Below are 19,744 nucleotides of genomic sequence, written 5' to 3' on the forward strand. Positions count from 1 at the left end.
CTGCGTGGTGCACGCACGTCGATGCCGAGCGCCAGCGAGGTATCGGCGTGAGTGCTCCACAGGTCGTTTTGCTGGCGGTTCTCGCGGCCGTGGTCGGACTGGCGGTGGGCGGCCTGCTCATCCCGTACATGAACGCCCGCCAGGCGCAGCGGCGCGAGGCCGAGAACGGCCTGACGATGTCCCAGGTGCTCGACCTGATCGTGCTCACGTCCGAGAGCGGAATCGCGGTCGTCGACGAATACCGCGACGTAGTGCTGGTCAATCCGCGCGCCGAGGAATTGGGCGTGGTGCGCAACCGGCTGCTCGACGAGCGGGCCTGGGCCGCGGTGGAGAAGGTCATCGCCCGCGGCGAGGACGTCGATTTCGATCTGACGCTGAAGAATCCGGTGCCCGGGCGCGGCCGCATCGCGGTGCGCGGGGTGGCGCGCCCGCTCTCGCGCGGGGATTCCAATTTCGTGGTGCTGTTCGCCGACGACGACTCGGAAACCGCGCGCATGGAGGCCACCCGCCGCGATTTCGTCGCGAATGTCAGCCACGAGCTCAAAACTCCCGTCGGCGCGATGAGCCTGCTCGCCGAGGCGATGCTGGAATCGGCCGACGATCCGGATTCGGTGCGACATTTCGGAAATCGGCTGCTGGCCGAGTCCGGGCGCATGGGCAAGATGGTGACCGAGCTGATCGCGCTGTCGCGGCTGCAGGGCGCGGAGAAGCTGCCGCAACTCGACGCCGTCGAGGTCGACGTCGTGGTCCACGCGGCGATCGAGCGCTCGCGCACCGCCGCCGAGGCCGCAGGCATCACGGTGAGCACCGACACCAACAGTGGCCTGGAAATACTGGGCGACGAAACCCTGCTGGTGACGGCGCTGTCGAATCTGGTGGAGAACGCCATCAACTACTCCCCGCGCGGCTCGCACGTGTCGCTGAGTCGCTCGGTGCGCAACGGCTATGTCAATATCGCGGTGACCGACCGCGGCATCGGCATCGCCAAGGAGGATCAGGAACGGGTATTCGAGCGCTTTTTCCGCGCCGACAAGGCCCGTTCGCGCGCCACCGGCGGTACCGGGCTCGGACTGGCTATCGTCAAGCATGTCGCCGCAAACCACAACGGAGAGATCACCCTGTGGAGCAAACTGGGCACGGGTTCGACGTTCACGCTGCGCATTCCCGCCGTGGAGGCTGAGGACCAGAACGCCGCCGGCGCCGCCCCGAGCGCCGCGGTGGACAAGAAAACACCCCCCGGAACTCCGGTGGGCAAGAAGGAAACCGGCCCGCGCCCCACGACGGGGCGGGCCAGACCCAATGGTGTGGAGGCAACCCGATGACGAGTGTGCTGATCGTCGAGGACGAGGAGTCGCTGGCCGATCCGCTCGCCTTTTTGCTGCGCAAGGAGGGATTCGAGGTCACCGTCGTGGGCGACGGACCCTCCGCCCTGGCCGAATTCGACCGCTCCGGCGCGGACATCGTGCTGCTGGACCTCATGCTGCCCGGAATGAGCGGCACCGACGTCTGCAAGCAGCTGCGCATCCGCAGCAGCGTCCCGGTGATCATGGTCACCGCTCGCGACAGCGAAATCGATAAGGTGGTCGGGCTCGAGCTCGGCGCCGACGACTATGTCACCAAGCCGTATTCGTCCCGGGAGCTGATCGCGCGCATCCGTGCGGTGCTGCGCCGCGGGGCGGGCGAGGAAATGGACGGCTCGGGCGAGAACGCGGTTCTCGAGGCCGGTCCGGTGCGCATGGACGTGGACCGCCACACCGTGCAGGTCAACGGCAAGGCGGTGACCTTGCCGCTCAAGGAATTCGATCTGCTGGAGTACCTGCTGCGCAATTCGGGCCGGGTGCTGACCCGTGGCCAGCTCATCGACAGGGTGTGGGGCGCGGACTACGTCGGCGACACCAAAACCCTTGACGTGCACGTCAAGCGGCTGCGCTCGAAGATCGAGATGGATCCGGCCAAGCCGGAACATCTTGTGACGGTGCGCGGCCTGGGCTACAAGCTCGAGGCATAGGACCCCAGAAGCACATCACCCGCCGTACCGAGACCACTCGGAACGGCGGGTGATTGCGTACTGCGGGTAGGTTTTTCATGCGGACCGTGACAACTGATCTTGTGAGCACATGGGTAACTCACCGGGTACGGGCCCACCGTGCGCGGGCCGTCAACCGCCGGCCCGACGAGCAAATCTCCCGGCAAGCAACGACACGCTGAAGTCGCGGGGAGGCGGTTAGGTGAGGTGCGTCCAGACGGTGCCGAGCTGCGGCAGCTGGGTAGGCGAGAGGTGGAACCAGCCGAAGTCGTCGTGCTGCATGCAGTCGGCGAACGGACCCGCGGGGAACGTGCCCTTGCAGTAGACGGGGTGGTCGAGGCCGTAGATGCTCGCGAGCACCTGCTTGTGGTTGGCCTGGGCGGTGGCCGCTGCGGGGGTGTTGTACAGGACGAAGTCGGCGGTGGCGTCGTTGTAGTCCTTGTAATCGTCGGCCTGGGCGGACGGGGCCACCGCCAGCGCGGCGGCGGCGGTGATCAAGGCTGTTGTAATGAATGTTTTCCTCATCATGGCGGTTTTGTATAACAGCGTTAGATGAAGTGCGCATGGCGAGCGGGTGACCTGACGGTGTGGGCGCCCCGCATACCTCAGGCGTCCGGCGCGCTGGCCTTGCTCTCCGCGACGACCGTCGCCGGATGCACCGCGATCAGCCCGAGCCCCTCGCGGCGCTTGCAGTGCCGGGCCAGCTCGTCGTAGGCCGGTTGGCCGATCAGCTCGATCAGTTCGGGGGCATAAGACTGCCACACCGGCCGCGTGCCGACGTGCGCGTCCGGTGAACCGCTGCAGTACCACTTCAGGTCCTCGCCGCCGGGCCCCCAGCCGCGACGGTCGTATTCGGTGATCGTGGTCCGCAGGATCTGCACGCCGTCGGGCCGGTCCACCCAGTCCTGGGTGCGGCGGATCGGCAGCTGCCAGCACACCTCGGGCTTCACGGTGAGCGGCTCCAGGCCCGTGCGCAGCGCCATCGAATGCAGCGCGCAGCCGATGCCACCCTCGAATCCGGGACGGTTGAGGAAGATGCAGGCGCCGTCGTAGCGCCGGGTGCGCAGGGCGGGCTCGTCGTCGAGCTCGTCTTCCTCGAGATACAACTTCTTGCGCACCTTGCCCTCGGCGTCGGTGGCCTCGCCCATCAGCTGCCAGTCCTGGGGTGTGAGCATTTTCACAGCCTTCTGCAGCTTCTTGCGATCGTCGTCGTCGCAGAGGAAGGCGCCGTGCGAGCAGCAGCCGTCGTCGGGGCGGCCCTCGATGATGCCCTGACAGGCGGGGGTGCCGAAGACGCAGGTCCAGCGGGACAGCAGCCAGGTCAGGTCGGCGGCGATCGTGTGCTCGTCGTTCGCCGGATCGACGAATTCGATCCACTCGCGAGGGAAGTCGAGATCGACCTCGGGAGTGGGATTGATCTTCGCCGCTGGTCGCAGCCCCGTCGGGGCCGATGCGGAAGCTCCTGCCGTCACAAACCCCAAGTCTATTGCTCGTGCCGCCGCCGCGGCCGCCCGAGTCGGAACTATTCCAACGCGCCACTGTCCCACCCAGTACCGTGTTCATGTGCGGCTCGGTGTGCTCGATGTGGGAAGTAATACCGTCCACCTGCTCGTGGTGGACGCGCATCGCGGTGGACACCCGATGCCGATGAGCTCGACCAAAGCGACGCTGCGGCTGTCGGAGAACATGGATTCCGAGGGGCGCATCACCTCCGACGGCGCCTCCCGGCTCATCGCCAATGTCGCCGAATTCGCCAGCATCGCAAAGACTTCCGGCTGTGTGCAGCTGATGCCGTTTGCCACCTCGGCGGTGCGCGAGGCCACCAATTCCGAGTCGGTGCTGGCGCAGGTGCGCCGCGAGACGGGCGTCGAGCTGCGGGTGCTGTCGGGGGTCGACGAGGCGCGACTGACCTTCCTGGCGGTGCGCCGCTGGTACGGCTGGAGCGCCGGGCGCATCCTCAATCTCGACATCGGCGGCGGCTCGCTCGAGCTCAGCAACGGGGCCGACGAGGCGCCCGATGTAGCGATCTCACTGCAGCTGGGCGCAGGCCGGTTGACGCGGGAGTGGCTGCGCGAGGATCCGCCGGGCAAGCGCCGGGTGGCCGTGCTGCGCGACTGGCTCGATGCCGAAATGGTGCAGGCGGCCAAGAAGCTGCTCGAGCCGGGCCGCCCGGATCTGGCGGTGGGCACCTCCAAGACCTTCCGCTCGCTGGCCCGTCTCACCGGCGCCGCCCCCTCCGCGGCAGGGCCGCGGGAACGGCGTATTCTCACCAGTTCCGGTCTGCGGCAGCTGATTGCGTTCATCTCCCGAATGACGGCCGCCGACCGGGCAGAATTGGAGGGCGTGAGCTCCGACCGGTCCCAGCAGCTGGTGGCCGGCGCACTGGTCGCGGAGGCGAGCATGCGGGCGTTATCGCTGGACACTCTCGAGATTTGCCCCTGGGCGCTGCGGGAGGGACTGATCCTGCGCAAACTTGATACCGACCTGGACAGCGACTCCTCGACCGGGAACGGCCGGTTCGAGGGTGTGCCGGGCCCGACGGAAACGGTTTCGCAATGAGTGAAGATTCGACTCAGCTCTCGGTCGCCGAGCTGCTGGCCCGCAACGGTCAGGGCGCGCCCGCGTCCGGCGGCGGCCGGCGGCGGCGCAGCGGGCGTGGCATCGCGGTCAACGAACTCACCGGCGACATGCCGCAGGTTCGCGCGGGCGGTGGGTCCGCGCACGCGGCGCCCGATCACGACGAAGCTGCCGCGCACGATCCGGACGGTGGGTTCGGGTATGCGGCGCCGTCCGATTATGCGGCGGAGCCCGATTATTCGCCGCTGTCCGGTCCGATCGCCTTCTATAACCCGCTGGCGCCGAGTTCACAATCCATCTCGGACGCACCGTCGTTCGACTATCAGCCGCCCGATTACGGAGCGCAGAACTATGGGCAGCCGTATCCGGCGGAGGCACCGGAGCCCGAGCGGAACGGCTGGGCTCCGCCGGGCGGTCCCGATCTCGGCCGCGGCGACCCGTTCGCCAGCCCGAACGGGGTGCAGCCCACCACCGGCGGTCGCCGGGCGCGTCGCGAGCTAGCGGAATCGCTTGCTGGACGGGACGATTCGGACGATTCGTTCGCGCCGCCGGAATCGGCCGCGCCGGCGCCCGGTGGCCGTCGGCGCCGGCCCGACGCCGAGGACGAGAGCACCGAGGTCCGTCCGTTCGGCGGGGCGTTCCCGGCCGATCCGTCCGCCCTGGCCACGACGGCCTGGTCGCCGAACGGACCCGCGCCGGATCCGATGGCACCGCCGCGCCGCGACCGAGCCCCCGAGCCTCCCGCGCGCGGCGAACCGGCGATGCCCCCGCGGCGCAACGGCGCCGACGGCCCGCCCCCGCAGGGCCTACCCGCCTGGTCGGCGCGCCGCAGACCCGGGCCGGACTTCCCGCCGCAACAGGACTTCCCGCCGCCGGATCGCAACGGGGCCCCGCCCGACCGCAACGGCGCCGAGCCCGGCGCCACGGTCGCATGGTCGCTGGCCAGTCGCGATCAGCAACTGCTCTCGGGGCCCACGCTCGCCGGAGATATGCTGCGCGACGAGGCCGAGCGCGACAGCCGCCGCGGCCCGGGCCGCCCCTCGAATCGCGCCGATCGACGCGACAACCGCCCGGTGGCCGATCTGCTGGCCGTCGACGTGCACGGTGCCACCGAGATCTATCCGACGGTCCGGCCCGACGAGGATGACGATCTCGACTACGACGAGGACGACCTCCTCGAATTCGACGACGAGGACGACGAGGACGACTACGAGGACGAACGCCCGTCCCGCCGCGCACGCTCGCGCCCGGCGCGCAGCTCCGCGCTCGGCGCCCGCAGCAAGGCCCTGCTCAGCGGCGGCGATCGGCCGCAGTGGCTCAGCTTCGGCGGCGGTTCGGACGCCACGGGCAAGCGGCAGTGGCTGGTCCTGGGCGGCCAGGTCGTCGGCGCCGCGGTGGCCGGGATGCTGCTGTTCAAGGGCTTCGAGAAGATGTGGGACGTGCTGCCGTTCGTCGCGCTGGCGCTGGCGGTGGTAGTGATCCTGGGCCTGGTGGCGCTGGTGCGCGTGCTGCGACGGACCGACGATCTGTACAGCACCGTGATCGCCGTCATCGTCGGCATCTTTGTGACGCTCGGACCGCTGGCCTTCCTACTCAGCACCAACTGAGCCGGGAGGGGACACGTGGGGAAGATCGGCAAGGCGGGGCGCGAGATCCGGGTCGGTTTGTCCACGGCCTCGGTCTATCCGGAGAATACCGAGGCGGCGTTCCGCTATGCGGCCGAAACCGGTTACGACGGTGTGGAATTGATGGTCTGGGCCGAGCCGGCCAGTCAGAGCATCGCGACCGTGCAGACCTATGCGCGGCGCTACGGCATGCCGGTGCTCGCCGTGCACGCGCCGTGCCTGCTCATCTCGCAGCGGGTGTGGGGCGCGGACCCGGCCGCCAAACTCGAGCGCAGCGTGCGCACCGCGGAGGCCCTGGATGCCGAGACGGTGGTCGTGCATCCGCCGTTCCGCTGGCAGCGTCGCTACGCCGAGGGTTTCCCCACGCAGGTCGCCGAGCTGGAGGCGAGCAGCTCGGTGGTGGTGGCGGTGGAGAACATGTTCCCGATGCGCGCGGACACCCTGTTCGGCCGCGGCGGGGGCGCGGCGCGACGCTTGGAGCGGCGCGGCGGCCCGGGCCTGGCGGTGACGGCGTTCAGCCCGTCCTACGATCCGACCGATACCGGATTCCGGCATTACACCCTCGATCTGTCGCACACCGCGACGGCCGGGATGGATCCCGTCGCCCTGGCCGCCCGCATGGGCCAGGGCCTGGCACACCTGCACCTGGCCGACGGCCGGGGCGCCGCGCACGACGAGCACCTGATCCCCGGCGAGGGCTCGCAGCCGTGCGCGCAGATCTGTGCATCCCTGGCGCGCAACGGTTTTCGTGGTCACGTCGTCATCGAGGTGAACACCCAGAACGCCCGCACCACCCCCGATCGCGCCGCGATGCTGCACCGCGCCCTGACCTTCGCGCGCACCCACCTCAACCATTCGGAACCGGCGTCGTCCCCGGAGCCCACCGGCGCCCGCCGGAGCTGACGGCCCGTCCTCGGCTCGATTCTGCTCATCCGGGCCCGAGCCGCGTTATCCCGGCGTGCTCGGCGATGGTGTGTTCGTCACACCGGGTGCGGGAATCCGGGTGGAGTCGGTGACACTTATACGCTGTACGAGCTAATCGGGGGCGTCGGCAGAAGAGGAGCCGCGGTGACGGAGCTGGCCATGGATGCGGAGCGGGCGAACGCGGAACACGACGGCGTGGATTCCGGCGACGCACCCTTCTCCCGGGTGTGCGCGACGACCGAACTGCCCAGCGATGATCCGGCCGTCGGCCGCTACGCGGGCGTTATCGCCCCGATCTGGACCATCGGCAAGAAGCTGCACGGAGGCACCATGGTTGCCACCACCGCCGCGGCCGCCACCCGCCGGTTGCGGCAGGTCGCGCCCGAGCTGACCGACATGCTGCCCATCGCCGCAAGCACCGATTTCCTGGGCGCGCCCGATCCCGGGGAGGTCGAGTACGAGGTGCGCGTCCGCAAGACGGGCCGCCAGATCTGCCTGGTCGACTCCAGCCTGATCCAGGGCGGGCGCACCCTGGTGCACACCGCGCTCACCTTCGGCCACCTCGACGACGCGGCGCCGGTCTACAACGCCGACCGGTTCCCGGACATGCCCGCCGAACCGCCCGCCGACGCCATGTTCTACACGCCGGACTCGCCGATGGCCCGCCTGGTGCACGTCTCGCAGGGCGCGTCGCTGGCCATCGACCGCGACTGGGCCCGGTTCCTGGACGGTGAGACGGGCGAGCCGCGGCTGCGCCTGTGGCTCCGCCCGCGGGCCGCGGACGAGCGGGACCCCGATGTCGCCGCCTACTTCGCGATGATGGCCGGGGATATAAGCCCGCCGGTGTCGGCGAATCTGGGCAGCTTCGGCTGGGCGCCGACGATCCAGCTGACGACCTATCTGCGCCGCCGCCCCGCCCCCGGCTGGCTGCGGGTCATCGCGACCGCGCAGACCATCGGTGAGCGGATGTTCGACGAGGACCAGCTGGTGCTGGACTCCACCGGCGCGGTCGTGGCGCAGTCGCGTCAGCTCGCGCTGATTCCCCAGCGGCGCTGAACCGGTCGTTTCGCGCTTCCCGCCCGCGGTTAGCCTTGGACCCTATGACGAAGATTGCGGTGATCGGTGGCGGACGAATCGGCGAGGCGTTGCTCGCCGGGCTGCTCGAAGCCGGGCGGGCCGGCCAGGATCTGGTCGCCGTCGAGATGATGTCCGCGCGCGCGGAATTCCTGCGCGAGCGCCTGGGCATCCGGGTCACCGACAGCGTCGCCGGGGCCGCGGCGGGCTCGGATCTCGTGGTCATCGCCGTGAAGCCCAGCGATGTCGATGCGGTGCTCACCGAGCTGAGCAAGGCCGAACTCGACGATCGCGAGCGGGTGCTGGTGTCGCTGGCCGCCGGGATCACGCTGGCCCGCCTCGAGGCCAAGCTGCCCGCCGGGTTCCCGGTGGTGCGGGTCATGCCGAACACGCCGATGCTGGTGGGCCAGGGCATGAGCGCGATCGCGCCGGGCCGCCACGCGAATGCCGTGCAGCTCGAGCAGGTGGCTCGGATGCTGGACGCGGTCGGCAAGGTGGTCACGGTCGCCGAGTCCCAGATGGACGCGGTGACCGCGGTCTCTGGGTCGGGTCCGGCGTATTTCTTCCTGGTCGTCGAGGCCATGGTCGAGGCTGGTGTCGGGCTCGGGCTGAGCCGCGACGTGGCCACCCAGCTGGTGGTCCAGACGATGCTGGGCTCGGCGGCGCTGCTCGAGGACTCGGGGCAGGACGCGGCCGAGCTGCGGGCCGCGGTCACCTCGCCGGCCGGTACCACCGCGGCCGCGGTGCGCGTGCTCGAGCGTGGCGGCGTGCGCTCCGCGTTCATCGAGGGTCTGCACGCGGCCAAGGACCGTTCGGCGGAACTCGCCTGAAAATTTAACGCCACGCGACCTATTGCTGACCGGGCGGTTATCTGTCCGGCAAATCCGATTTCTCACACCCGTCGCAGCAATCCCACTGGTCCCGCTAAGCTTCAAGGAGCACGTGCGTGTCTGTTCCGCCGGTGGGGAAGCCGGCGGCGCGGACGTGCCGAAGGTCGGTGACGCAATGATGTCTGGAAACAGCTCTGCGAGTACGGGTCCCGCTATCGGTGGAGGCACACAGTTCCTCACCGTTGCCGAGGTAGCGAATCTGATGCGGGTATCCAAGATGACGGTGTATCGATTGGTTCATTCGGGCGAGCTGCCCGCGGTACGCGTGGGCAGATCGTTCCGCGTGCACGCCAAGGCCGTGCACGACTATCTGCAAACGTCGTACTTCGACGCGGGGTAGTTTCCCGTCGTGCGCCTGCCGTCCCCGGTGACCGATCGGGGCGGCGGCGCACAGCAGCGTCAAGCCCCGATGTCGTCCAATGTGCCGGTCGCGGCCGGGGCGTGGTCCCCGTTTCGTTCGCCCGCTATTGGCCCGGTACGATGAATCACCGTCGTGTTCGCCTGCCGGTGCCCTTGTGTGCGCGGCATCGGGGGAGCGCGGGGGCCGCGCAGCGGGTGGCAGGCTTGCCGAGCGACCCGAAGACGATAGGCGTACGTAAACCGGCGTGCGCGCCGAGCAGAGAGAGAACGCGAGGAACAACCCTATGGGTTCTGTGATCAAGAAGCGCCGTAAGCGGATGTCCAAGAAGAAGCACCGCAAGCTGCTTCGTCGCACGCGCGTGCAGCGCAGGAAACTCGGCAAGTAAGCCGCCGTCGCGGCGCGGCGCGGCGCACGTCCTCGTCGTGGCGCGGCAGGTGCCGTCGCCGCCACGCGTGCGGACCGGGCCGCTGCGAGTTAGCCGAGAGCCCGTCACCAACAGGTGGCGGGCTTTTTCGTTTCGGGCGGCATAAGTCATCGTTAGATCTGGGTAAATAACGTCGGTGCTCCGCGGGGCACCCAGTACCCTGGTACGCGGGACAGGCAAACGGGGGGCTAGGTGGGATCCGGGTTGTGAACGAATTTACATGCGCACCATCGTCACGGCACCCCTGGCGTAAGACGACGCCCGAAATCAGCGAGAGGTCGTCGTGAATCACGCGCCCAAGGTGGTGCTTGTCACCGGCGCGAGCCGGTTCTTCGGCGGCAACGTGGCGGCCGCACTGGCGGCCGACCCCACCGTCGAGCGGATCATCGCGGTCGATGCCCGGATGCCCAGCCGGGAGCTGAGTCAGCGCCTGGGCCGCGCCGAATTCGTCCGGGCCGATATCCGGAATCCGTTGATACGCAAGGTCGTCGACGGTAACGAGGTCGATACGGTCATTCATCCGGCGGTGCTGTCGCGGCCGCCGAGCCACGGCGGGCGCGCGGCGATGAAGGACTTCAACGTGCTCGGCGCGATGCAGCTGCTCGCGGTCTGTCAGAAATCCCCGAGCGTGCGGCGCGTGGTGGTGCGCTCGTCCTCGGCGGTGTACGGCTGCGGTCCGAAGGACCCCGCGAAATTCACCGAGGAAATGAGCGCGCGCACACCACCGCGCGGTTGGTTTGCTCGCGACATGATCGAAATGGAGGGTTATGTCCGCGGGCTGGCCCGCCGTCGCCCGGATATTGCCACGGCGATTCTCCGATTTCCGCCGATCGTCGGGCCCCTGCTGGCCGGGCGTGGCGTGCAGTATTTCCGATCACCGGTGACGCCGACTATTCTCGGACGCGATCCCCGTTTGCAACTGCTGCATGAGGAGGATTCGATCGCCGCGCTGGTCCATGCCGCGCTCGGTGCGCCCGGTGGCACGTTCAACGTCGCGGGTGACGGTGCGCTGGCGCTGTCGCAGGCTATCCGCCGCGCCGGGCGCGTCGAGGCGCCCATTCCGTTCGCGCTGTTCCACACTCTCGGCCGCAGCCTCATGGGGCCGGTGATGCGAGAATTCCTTTCCGAACAGATCGACTACTTCCATTTCGGTTGCGGCCTGGACACCACCCGGATGCGTGCGGAACTCGGATTCTCGCCGCGCTGGACCACGGTGCAGGCGTTCGACGACTTCGTTGGGGGCGCAGCGTTGCGGCCCGTCATCGATCCCCGGTGGATCGACGCTGCAGAGACACGACTTCTCGGCCTCGTCGGGGCCGGATCGGGAGCACACCAATGAATGACGTGGCCAAGGTAATCCAGCTACACGAGATCGACTTCGAGACTCGGCAGCGGCCCACGCCGCGGCAGTGGCCCGGCCGGGCCGCGCTCGGCCAGGTCACCTCGCTGACCGATCGACTTGCCGAGGCCGTCCCGTCGCAGCCGCGTGGCCTGGGAGACCTGGTGCGCGACACCCTCGCCGAGGGCATCCGCGGCACCGCCGAGTTCGCGCGGCGGCGGATCACCGGCGACTATCAGGTGGACGAGTTCGGACTCGACGAGCACCTGCTGGAATCGGTCCTGCTGCCGATTCTGCGGCCGCTGGCGGACCTGTGGTTTCGGGTGGAGGTCAACGGCATCGAGCGGCTGCCCGAGGCTGGCGGCGCCCTGATCGTGGCCAACCATGCGGGCGTGGTGCCGCTGGACGGGCTGATGCTGCAGCTGGCCGTGCACGATCGGCACGCCAAGCAGCGGGTGGTGCGGCTGCTGGCCGCGGACCTGGTCTTCGAGACGCCGGTGCTGGGCGGACTGGCCCGCAAGGCCGGGCACACGCTGGCCTGCCCCGCCGATGCCGAACGGCTGCTGCGCTCGGGCGAGCTGACCGGGGTGTTCCCCGAGGGGTACAAGGGAGTCGGCAAGCCGTATTCCGAGCGCTACAAGCTGCAGCGGTTCGGCCGGGGCGGCTTCGTCTCGGCGGCGGTCCGGAGCGGGGTGCCGATCATTCCGTGCTCGATCGTCGGCTCGGAGGAGATCTACCCCAAGCTCGCGAATCTCGGACCGCTGGCGCGGCTGCTGGGGCTGCCGTATTTCCCGGTCACGCCGCTGTTCCCGCATCTGGGGCCGCTCGGGGCGGTCCCGCTGCCGTCCAAGTGGTACATCGAATTCGGCGAGCCCATCTCGACCAGCGCCTACGCGCCCGAGGACGCCGAGGACGCGATGATGATGTTCGAGATCACCGATCAGGTGCGCGAGACCATCCAGCAGACCCTCTACAAGCTGCTGACCAAGCGCCGCAACCCGTTCACGGGCTAGCTGTCCATGTCATACCGGCGGCGTGCCCGGGGCATCCCGGCACGCGTGTGCCGGGATGCCGGTGCACCGAGGGGTTCGCGGCACACGCACGCCGGAACGGTCAGTTCAGTCGTGTGAGTCACGCTTGCGAGTCAGGACTGCGGCCGCCGCCCCACCGGCCGCCCCCAGCGCCAGCGCCGTCGGCACGCCGATCTTGGCGGCCTTGCGGCCGGTGCGGAAGTCGCGGATCTCCCAGCCGCGGTTCTTGGCGACCTCGCGCAGGTCCGAATCGGGGTTGATGGCCACGGCCGTACCGGTCAGCGACAGCATCGGCACGTCGTTGTGGCTGTCGGAATAGGCCGTGCAGCGCTTGAGGTTCAGGCCCTCGCGGATGGCCAGCGTGCGGACCGCGTGCGCCTTGCCGAGGCCGTGCAACACGTCGCCGACCAGGCGGCCGGTGAACACGCCGTCCTCGCTCTCGGCCACCGTGCCCAGCGCGCCGGTGAGGCCGAGACGCTTGGCGATCACCTGCGCCAGCTCGACCGGGGTGGCGGTGACCAGCCACACCTGCTGGCCCGCGTCCAGGTGCATCTGCGCCAGCGCCCGGGTGCCCGGCCAGATCTTGTCGGCGATGATCTCGTCGTAGATCTCCTCGCCCAGTTCGGCCAGCTCGGCGGTGGAGCGGCCGGCGATGAAGGACAGCGCCTTCTCCTTGCCGCTGGCCATATCGCCCTTGCTCTCCTTGCCGGTGACCCGGAATTTCACCTGTTTCCAGGCCATATCCATCAGATCCGAGGTCTTGAAGTATTTGCGCGCGGCCAGGCCGCGGGCGAAATGCACGATCGAGGCGCCCTGCACCATCGTGTTGTCGACGTCGAAGAAGGCGGCCGCGGTCAGGTCGCGGGGCGGGCGAGCATGTGGCGGGGTATCCGAATCCTCCTGTGCGGCATCGGATTCGGCCAATTCGGCATCGTGCAGCGCGAGGGCGGCATCGGCGCTGGCCTCACCCGCGAGGTTGGCGCGCAGCTCCTCCTCGCTGGGCCCGAAGGGGCTGCGGGTGATGCGAGTGAGCTGGTCGGACAGGCCGTGACCCCACCGTGCCGGGAATTCGCCGAATCTGCCCGCGATGAAGCCCGTCCTCGCATCTTTCGATCGTTCCGGCACCGCTAACCTCCGCCCGTTCGCGCGAACAATCCAACAGTAACCGAGGGGTATGACGATGCGTGCGTTTCGTCGACGACCCGGATCGGCCCGTCAGCGGCCGAGATCCTGGCGCAGCCGGGGCTCGTCGACGTCGAAATAGCTGTGCTCGCGCCCGTCGAGCAGCACCACCGGCAGGCGATCGCCGTACTCCGCGCGCAGGCCCGGATCGGTGGCCGCGGCCTGGTCCACATCCACCGTGCCCGGCTCGATGCCGTAATCCGCGCAGATCACCCGCAACTGCTCCAGCGCGACGGTGCACAGGCCGCACCCCGCCCGAGTGAGTAGCGTCACGGCATGTCCTTGACTCATGATCCCCATTAAAGCCGCCCCGGGGAACGGGGCCGCGATCGAGAACCCGTGGGACGAACGTTCTTCGGCGCGTTGTGTGGAAACTCTCAGGCGGTTGCGGGTTGAATGGCATCCGCGGCCCCTGTGAGAGTGACTGAATTCACCGACTTTGTGCAGGGCTTCACAAGCGGTTACGGTGGTGGCACGCAAGCCGCCTGCTTCCGGCAGCGGAAGCACTCATAAGCCCGATGAACGCCCCATGGCGCTGGTACCCGGCGCAGACGGCGGACAAGCGATACCGGATACCTACCCCCGGCCGGACGAGGAGCCGAACGACGTGACAGAGCACCATGAGACGCCCGATGGCGTCTCCGGCAGGGCTCTGCGGTCGAACGCCCCGTCCCGGGATATCCAAACCAAGGACATTCCGCAGGCGACGGTCGCCCGGCTGGCGACCTATCTCCGCGTTCTCGCCGTGCTCGCCGACGAGGGTGTGCTCATCGTATCGAGTGAGGAACTGGCTGTCGCGGCGGGTGTCGGTTCCGCGAAGCTACGCAAGGATCTGTCGTTCCTGGGCCCCAACGGTGTGCGCGGCGTCGGCTACGACGTGGCCAAGCTGTACGCCCGCATCGAGGACGTGCTCGGGCTCTCACAGGGGCACCGGGTGATCCTGGTCGGCGCCGGAAATCTGGGTCGGGCGCTCGCTGGATACGGCGGCTTCCGGCGGCGCGGATTCACCATGGTCGGCATCTTCGACTCCGATCCGCAGGTGGTCGGCGACACGGTCGTCGGGCTGGCGGTGCGGGATGCCGCCGAGCTGCGCGCCGCGGTCGCCGAGCTGGTGCCGACCATCGCGGTCATCACCGTTCCGGACGCGGCCGCCCAGGCGGTCTGCGATCAGCTGGTCGCCGCCGGGATGCGGTGCATTCTGAGCTTCTCTCCCGTCGCACTCGACGCGCCACCGGCCGTGGAGGTCCGGCGCGTGGATCTGGCGGTCGAGATGCAGATGCTGTCGTTCGAGCGGGCCCGCAGCGTCGAGGCGCAGGGCCCGGACGTGCGCCGCCCGGTTTCGGCGGCGCTACACAAGGCGGGGCCCGCGCATCACAAGGCGTCGGGGGTCGTGGTTTCGGTGGATACAGGATCGGTGGTCGCGCAATGAGCATCCTTCTAGTCGGCATTTCGCATCGCAGCGCCCCGGTCGCGGTACTGGAGAAGGTTGCCGTCACCGAGGACGACCGGCCCAAGCTGATCGACCGCATGCTCGAGTCCCAGCACGTGTCCGAGGCGATGATCGTCTCCACCTGTAACCGCGTCGAGGTCTACGCGGTGGTCGACGCCTTCCACGGCGGCCTGGCCGAGATCGGCGATCTGCTCGCCGCGCATTCGGGCCTGCCGCTGCCGGAACTGACCAAACACGCCTACGTGCGCTACAGCGAGGCCGCCGCGGAACATCTGTTCGCGGTGGCCAGCGGCCTGGATTCGATGGTCGTCGGCGAGCAGCAGGTGCTGAGCCAGATCCGTGCCGCCTATGCCGCCTCCGATGCCCAGCAGGCCGCCGGGCGCGCCCTGCACGAGCTGGCCCAGAACGCGCTGCGGGTGGGCAAGCGGGTGCATTCGGAGACCGGGATCGACCGGGCGGGTGCCTCGGTGGTGTCGGTGGCGCTGGACCGGGCGCGACAGGTGCTGGGCGAGCTGACCGGCCGCACCGCGGTGGTCATCGGCGCGGGCGCGATGGGCGGGCTCTCGGTGGCGCATCTGGCGCGCGCCGGCGTCGGGCACATCGTCGTGGTGAACCGGACGATGGAGCGCGCGCAGCGGCTGGCGCACACCGCCGAGACCATGCACGGGGCCAGCGCGAGCGCCCGGGAGCTCTCGGACCTGGTCGGCGCGATCGCCGACGCCGATATCGTCGTCACCAGCACCGGCGCGGTGGGCTCCGTGGTGAGCCTGGCCGATGCGCATCGCGCGCTGAACGTCTCGCGCGAGGGGCACCGGATGGTCATCTGCGACCTGGGCCTGCCGCGCGATGTGGATCCCGCGGTCGCCGGGCTGCCCGACGTCACGGTGATCGACATAGAGACCCTGCAGCGGGATCCGGCCGCGGGCGCCGCAGCCGACGACACCTCCGCCGCCCGGGCCATCGTCGCGGACGAACTGACGAAATATCTTGCCGGACAACGGGTTGCCGAGGTCACCCCGACGGTCGCGGCGCTGCGCCAGCGCGCGGCGGACGTCGTGGAGGCGGAGCTGATGCGGCTCGAGTCCCGGTTGCCGGGCCTAGCCGATCCCGAGCGCGACGAGGTGGCGCGCACGGTGCGCCGCGTCGTGGACAAGCTGCTGCACGCGCCGACGGTGCGGGTCAAGCAGCTGGCCTCCGCGCCGGGCGGCGGCAGCTATGCCGAAGCGCTGCGCGAGCTCTTCGAGCTCAAACCCGGTGCGGCACAGGCGGTGACGACTCCGTCCGAAGTCGCTCCGATCGAGGATCTGACCAGACCTGCCGGTGATGGACGGGGAGCTGTTTCGTGACGGACACCTACTTCGAGGCCGATGCAATGTTGCAGGAGCACAACACGATTCGCCGGGGTACCCTCGACGCCCCGTGGCGCATCGGTACCCGCGGCAGCCTGCTGGCGCTCACCCAGTCCGGCACCGTGCGCGACGCGCTGATCGCGGCCGGGCAGCATGCCGAGCTCGTCGTCGTTAAGACCGCCGGCGACAAGTCCATGGAGCCGGTCGAGAAGATCGGCGTCGGTGTTTTCACCGCCGCGCTGCGCAACGAATTGGCCGCGGGCACAGTCGATATCGCGGTGCACTCGTACAAGGATCTGCCGACCGCGCCGGATCCGCGCTTCATCATCGCCGCCATCCCGCCGCGCGAGGATCCGCGCGATGCCCTCGTCGCGCGTGACGGCCTGGTCCTGGGCGAGCTGCCGCCCGGCTCCCGGGTCGGCACGTCCGCGGCGCGCCGGGCGGCGCAGCTGCGCGCGCTGGGGCTCGGCCTCGAGATCCTGCCGCTGCGCGGCAATATCGACACCAGACTTCGCAAGGTCGCCGAGGGTGAATTCGACGCCGTGGTCGTCGCGCGGGCCGGGCTGGCCCGCATCGACAGGCTCGGCGCCATCACCGAATCGCTCGAACCGGTGCAGATGCTGTCCGCACCGGCACAGGGCGCGCTCGCGGTGGAATGCCGCGCCGACGACCCGGATCTCGTGACCATCCTGTCCGCCCTGGACGATTCCGGCACCCGCGCGGCGATCTGCGCCGAGCGGTCGCTGCTGGCCGAACTCGAGGCGGGCTGCACCGCACCGATCGGCGCGCTGGCCGAGGTCGTCGAATCCCTGGACGACGACGGACGTGTGGTCGAGGAACTGTCGCTGCGCGCCTGCGCGGCGGCGATCGATGGCTCGGATGTCATCCGGGCCTCGGCGGTCGGTTCGGTCGCGGATGCCGAGCAACTGGGCCGCACACTGGCGCGTGAGCTCTTGGAGCTGGGGGCTCGTGACCTGCTCACCGCCGATAAACAGACGGGCGATCCGTCAGCACAGACTTCACCCCATCCCAGCCCATTGGAGAACGATTACATGAGCGAGCGGAGCGAGCGAATCGAGGGCACAGCGCCTTCGGGCACGACTGTGACGAGCGCTAGCGAGGAGCAGTCGTGAACGAACGGAGCGAGCGAACCATCGGCACAGCGCCTTCGGGCACGGCTGTGACGAGCGCCAGCGAGGAGCAGTCGTGAGCCGAGCCGCTAAGAAGCATCCAGGTCGGATCCTCTTTGTTGGGTCCGGCCCCGGTGACCCGGCCCTGTTGACCGTCCGTGCACGCGAGGTGCTGAGCCGGGCGACGCTGGCGTTCACCGATCCCGATGTGGACAAGGGTGTGCTCGCCCTGGTCGGCATCGCGGTGGAACCGAATGCCGACGGCGAGCGGCCTGTCGACGTGCGCCCGGCGCTGGGCGAGCCGACCGAGGTGGCCAAGACCCTTGTCGCGGAGGCGCGCAATGGCCACGATGTCGTGCGCGTGGTGTCCGGTGACCCGCTGACCACCGATTCGGTGATCGCGGAGGTCAACGCGGTGACCCGCTCGCACATGGTCTTCGAGGTGCTGCCCGGGCTGCCGTCCGCGTCCACCGTGCCCGCGTACGCGGGCATCGCGCTGGGCTCGAGCCACACCGAGGTCGACGTCCGCGGCGAGGTCGACTGGGCCTCGGTGGCCGCGGCGCCCGGACCGCTGGTGCTGCACGCGACCTCGGGCCATCTGGCCGAGACCGCCAGCGCCCTCACCGAGCACGGGCTGGCCCCGCAGACCCCGGTCGCGGTGACCGTGCGCGGCACCACCCGGCAGCAGCGCACCATCGAGGCGACGCTGGCGACCCTGAACTCCGCGGCCTCCGAGATGGTCGGGCCGCTGGTGGTCACGGTCGGCAAGGAGGTCGAGAAGCGCGCCAAGATGTCCTGGTGGGAGTCGCGCGCGCTGTACGGCTGGACCGTGCTGGTGCCGCGCACCAAGGAGCAGGCCGGCGAGATGAGCGAGAAGCTGGTGACCCACGGGGCCATCCCGATGGAGGTGCCGACCATCGCGGTCGAGCCGCCGCGCAGCCCCGCGCAGATGGAGCGCGCGGTCAAGGGCCTGGTCGACGGCCGTTACCAGTGGGTGGTGTTCACCTCCACCAACGCGGTGCGCGCGGTGTGGGAGAAGTTCGCCGAATTCGGTTTGGACGCACGGGCTTTCTCCGGCGTGAAGATCGCCTGCGTGGGCGAGGCCACGGCCGAGAAGGTGCGCTCGTTCGGCATCAACCCGGAGCTGGTGCCCAGCGGGGAGCAGTCCTCCGAGGGCCTCCTGGCCGACTTCCCGCCCTACGACGACGTTTTCGACCCGGTCAACCGGGTCCTGCTGCCGCGTGCGGACATCGCCACCGAGACCCTGGCCGAGGGCCTGCGCGATCGCGGCTGGGAGATCGACGACGTGACCGCGTACCGCACGGTGCGCGCCTCGCCGCCGCCGGCGGAGACCCGCGAGATGATCAAGACGGGCGGGTTCGACGCGGTGCTGTTCACCTCGTCCTCGACGGTGCGGAACCTGGTCGGCATCGCGGGCAAGCCGCACGCGCGCACCATCGTCGCGTGCATCGGCCCCAAGACCGCCGAGACGGCCATCGAGTTCGGCCTGCGCGTGGATGTGCAGCCCGAGATCGCGCAGGTCGGCCCGCTGGTCGAGGCCCTGGCCGAGCACGCCGCCCACCTGCGCGCCGAGGGCCTGCTGCCCCCGCCTCGCAAGAAGAGCCGCCGCGGGCGCGGGTAGCAGCGTCGGGCTGCCCCGGATCGGGGGGAGCCGCTGACGACGGCGGCTGCCCCGGACGGGCTCGCCGCCGTCAGCTGACGCACGCCGTGCTGACGATGTGCGCCAGCGCGAGGTGCGCCTGGCCCATGGCATCGTTGATGGCCTCGATCCGGTCCTCACCGAATCCACGTGTCCACCAACGGTTGTTGTTGGTGAGCGCGACCGCCACGCAGCCGTCCAGCTTGCTGGCGTACGGCCGGCAGTCGAATCGGTCGCAGGACCGGATCGCCGCGGCCTCGGCGTCCTCCCGGGAGTCGTAGTTCTGTGCCCATCCGGTGACCAGGCCCGAGTTCGACACAGCGATCGCGGCCCACTGGCCGGGGTGGGCCGAGGCGGGTCCCGCGGCGGCGGTGAGCAGCCCCGCGGTGATCAGCGCGCCACCGGCGATCCGGGCGATCGTGAGCTTGCGGTTGTGCTGTGCGGACATTGCGGATACCTCTTCGAGTTCTCCTGTGCGGCAACTGTTCGCCGCGTTCTGGAGATACTCTCGCTGGCTCCGCCTACGACCGGCTCACGACTTCCTTAAGGCTGCCGCGGGGTCCGTAACCCGTTCTCCCGGACCGCCGTAGCCCCGTCGTGGGGGGGCGGCGGCGCCCCCGCGGGCCCCGCCGCGGGGGGGCGCGGCGGGGGGGGCGGCGCCGGGGGGCCGCGGCGGGCCGGGGGGGGGGAGGGGGGCGGGGC

19 protein-coding genes and 1 pseudogene are annotated in these 19,744 nt (G+C 69.6%); 15 read left to right on the forward strand and 5 right to left on the reverse strand.

The annotated features are described in order from the left end of the window. Positions 1–47: 47 nt before the first annotated feature. Complete coding sequence (locus tag ABH933_RS37305; RefSeq protein WP_429424755.1) at positions 48–1,322, forward strand: sensor histidine kinase; 1,275 nt, start codon at positions 48–50, stop codon at positions 1,320–1,322. After that, entirely contained in the window at positions 1,319–2,008 is a 690-nt protein-coding gene (locus tag ABH933_RS37310; protein WP_215915597.1) for a response regulator transcription factor, read from the forward strand. Before ABH933_RS37305 ends, ABH933_RS37310 begins: the two co-directional genes overlap by 4 nt. 216 nt (positions 2,009–2,224) lie before the next feature. Here the strand turns inward: ABH933_RS37310 and ABH933_RS37315 are convergent, their stop codons facing one another. Next, positions 2,225–2,554, reverse strand: coding sequence for a hypothetical protein (locus ABH933_RS37315; RefSeq protein ID WP_429424757.1), 330 nt, complete (start codon positions 2,552–2,554; stop codon positions 2,225–2,227). A gap of 77 nt (positions 2,555–2,631) precedes the next feature. Then, a complete protein-coding gene (locus ABH933_RS37320) occupies positions 2,632–3,498 on the reverse strand; it encodes a hypothetical protein (protein WP_429424759.1) in 867 nt (288 codons plus the stop codon). 91 nt (positions 3,499–3,589) lie between these two features. On the opposite strand from ABH933_RS37320, the gene ABH933_RS37325 reads away from it, so the two are divergent. From ABH933_RS37325 to ABH933_RS37365, 9 genes and pseudogenes are all read left to right on the forward strand, one after another. Further along, a complete protein-coding gene (locus tag ABH933_RS37325; RefSeq protein WP_429424760.1) occupies positions 3,590–4,585 on the forward strand; it encodes a hypothetical protein in 996 nt (331 codons plus the stop codon). 1,370 nt (positions 4,586–5,955) lie between these two features. Next, positions 5,956–6,210: pseudogene (locus ABH933_RS37330) on the forward strand (hypothetical protein); the annotation flags it as partial. Between the two features lie 15 nt (positions 6,211–6,225). Then, positions 6,226–7,131 (forward strand): sugar phosphate isomerase/epimerase family protein, encoded by a 906-nt coding sequence (locus tag ABH933_RS37335; RefSeq protein WP_372451903.1) that lies wholly within the window; start codon positions 6,226–6,228, stop codon positions 7,129–7,131. A gap of 180 nt (positions 7,132–7,311) precedes the next feature. After that, a complete protein-coding gene (locus ABH933_RS37340) occupies positions 7,312–8,208 on the forward strand; it encodes a thioesterase family protein (RefSeq protein ID WP_429424829.1) in 897 nt (298 codons plus the stop codon). A 44-nt stretch (positions 8,209–8,252) separates the two neighbouring features. Next, the gene (gene proC, locus ABH933_RS37345; RefSeq protein WP_429424762.1) at positions 8,253–9,056 is read left to right on the forward strand and encodes a pyrroline-5-carboxylate reductase; all 804 of its coding nucleotides are present in this window, start codon (positions 8,253–8,255) and stop codon (positions 9,054–9,056) included. A gap of 175 nt (positions 9,057–9,231) precedes the next feature. Further along, positions 9,232–9,456, forward strand: coding sequence for a helix-turn-helix domain-containing protein (locus ABH933_RS37350; protein ID WP_024801963.1), 225 nt, complete (start codon positions 9,232–9,234; stop codon positions 9,454–9,456). 304 nt (positions 9,457–9,760) lie between these two features. After that, positions 9,761–9,862 carry a 30S ribosomal protein bS22 gene (locus ABH933_RS37355; protein WP_003402602.1) on the forward strand — a complete coding sequence of 34 codons (102 nt, stop codon included), beginning with the start codon at positions 9,761–9,763 and terminating at the stop codon, positions 9,860–9,862. A gap of 322 nt (positions 9,863–10,184) precedes the next feature. After that, positions 10,185–11,240 (forward strand): NAD-dependent epimerase/dehydratase family protein, encoded by a 1,056-nt coding sequence (locus tag ABH933_RS37360; protein WP_429424769.1) that lies wholly within the window; start codon positions 10,185–10,187, stop codon positions 11,238–11,240. After that, positions 11,237–12,253 carry a lysophospholipid acyltransferase family protein gene (locus ABH933_RS37365; RefSeq protein WP_429424771.1) on the forward strand — a complete coding sequence of 339 codons (1,017 nt, stop codon included), beginning with the start codon at positions 11,237–11,239 and terminating at the stop codon, positions 12,251–12,253. The genes ABH933_RS37360 and ABH933_RS37365 overlap by 4 nt, the downstream gene beginning before the upstream one ends. A 105-nt stretch (positions 12,254–12,358) precedes the next feature. Here ABH933_RS37365 and ABH933_RS37370 read toward each other — a convergent pair whose 3' ends face one another. Further along, a complete protein-coding gene (locus ABH933_RS37370; protein WP_429424773.1) occupies positions 12,359–13,396 on the reverse strand; it encodes an HAD family hydrolase in 1,038 nt (345 codons plus the stop codon). A gap of 90 nt (positions 13,397–13,486) precedes the next feature. Further along, positions 13,487–13,753, reverse strand: coding sequence for a glutaredoxin family protein (locus ABH933_RS37375; RefSeq protein WP_429424775.1), 267 nt, complete (start codon positions 13,751–13,753; stop codon positions 13,487–13,489). A gap of 307 nt (positions 13,754–14,060) precedes the next feature. Between ABH933_RS37375 and ABH933_RS37380 the strand changes: the two genes are divergently transcribed. The 4 genes from ABH933_RS37380 to ABH933_RS37395 all read left to right on the forward strand — a co-directional run bounded on the left by ABH933_RS37380 (position 14,061) and on the right by ABH933_RS37395 (position 19,024). After that, positions 14,061–14,882 carry a redox-sensing transcriptional repressor Rex gene (locus ABH933_RS37380; RefSeq protein WP_429424777.1) on the forward strand — a complete coding sequence of 274 codons (822 nt, stop codon included), beginning with the start codon at positions 14,061–14,063 and terminating at the stop codon, positions 14,880–14,882. Beyond that, positions 14,879–16,249, forward strand: coding sequence for a glutamyl-tRNA reductase (locus ABH933_RS37385; RefSeq protein ID WP_429424779.1), 1,371 nt, complete (start codon positions 14,879–14,881; stop codon positions 16,247–16,249). The genes ABH933_RS37380 and ABH933_RS37385 overlap by 4 nt, the downstream gene beginning before the upstream one ends. Positions 16,250–16,275: 26 nt before the next feature. Further along, positions 16,276–17,385, forward strand: a complete 1,110-nt coding sequence (gene hemC / locus ABH933_RS37390; protein WP_429424831.1) for a hydroxymethylbilane synthase — start codon at positions 16,276–16,278, stop codon at positions 17,383–17,385. A 73-nt stretch (positions 17,386–17,458) separates the two neighbouring features. Further along, positions 17,459–19,024 (forward strand): uroporphyrinogen-III synthase, encoded by a 1,566-nt coding sequence (locus ABH933_RS37395; protein WP_429424781.1) that lies wholly within the window; start codon positions 17,459–17,461, stop codon positions 19,022–19,024. A 70-nt stretch (positions 19,025–19,094) separates the two neighbouring features. Here the strand turns inward: ABH933_RS37395 and ABH933_RS37400 are convergent, their stop codons facing one another. Further along, complete coding sequence (locus tag ABH933_RS37400) at positions 19,095–19,490, reverse strand: DUF4189 domain-containing protein (protein WP_429424783.1); 396 nt, start codon at positions 19,488–19,490, stop codon at positions 19,095–19,097. Positions 19,491–19,744 lie beyond the last annotated feature (254 nt).

It is taken from the genome of Nocardia sp. GP40 (genome assembly GCF_050434125.1).
Classification (GTDB): domain Bacteria; phylum Actinomycetota; class Actinomycetes; order Mycobacteriales; family Mycobacteriaceae; genus Nocardia; species Nocardia albiluteola.

Coding starts and splice junctions, on each gene's coding strand:
- ABH933_RS37400 (WP_429424783.1), bottom strand. CDS start 19,490: ATGTCCGCACAGCACAACCGCAAGCTCACGATCGCCCGGATCGCCGGT.
- ABH933_RS37385 (WP_429424779.1), top strand. CDS start 14,879: ATGAGCATCCTTCTAGTCGGCATTTCGCATCGCAGCGCCCCGGTCGCG.
- ABH933_RS37340 (WP_429424829.1), top strand. CDS start 7,312: ATGGATGCGGAGCGGGCGAACGCGGAACACGACGGCGTGGATTCCGGC.
- ABH933_RS37375 (WP_429424775.1), bottom strand. CDS start 13,753: ATGGGGATCATGAGTCAAGGACATGCCGTGACGCTACTCACTCGGGCG.
- ABH933_RS37315 (WP_429424757.1), bottom strand. CDS start 2,554: ATGATGAGGAAAACATTCATTACAACAGCCTTGATCACCGCCGCCGCC.
- ABH933_RS37355 (WP_003402602.1), top strand. CDS start 9,761: ATGGGTTCTGTGATCAAGAAGCGCCGTAAGCGGATGTCCAAGAAGAAG.
- hemC (WP_429424831.1), top strand. CDS start 16,276: ATGTTGCAGGAGCACAACACGATTCGCCGGGGTACCCTCGACGCCCCG.
- ABH933_RS37310 (WP_215915597.1), top strand. CDS start 1,319: ATGACGAGTGTGCTGATCGTCGAGGACGAGGAGTCGCTGGCCGATCCG.
- ABH933_RS37365 (WP_429424771.1), top strand. CDS start 11,237: ATGAATGACGTGGCCAAGGTAATCCAGCTACACGAGATCGACTTCGAG.
- ABH933_RS37350 (WP_024801963.1), top strand. CDS start 9,232: ATGATGTCTGGAAACAGCTCTGCGAGTACGGGTCCCGCTATCGGTGGA.
- proC (WP_429424762.1), top strand. CDS start 8,253: ATGACGAAGATTGCGGTGATCGGTGGCGGACGAATCGGCGAGGCGTTG.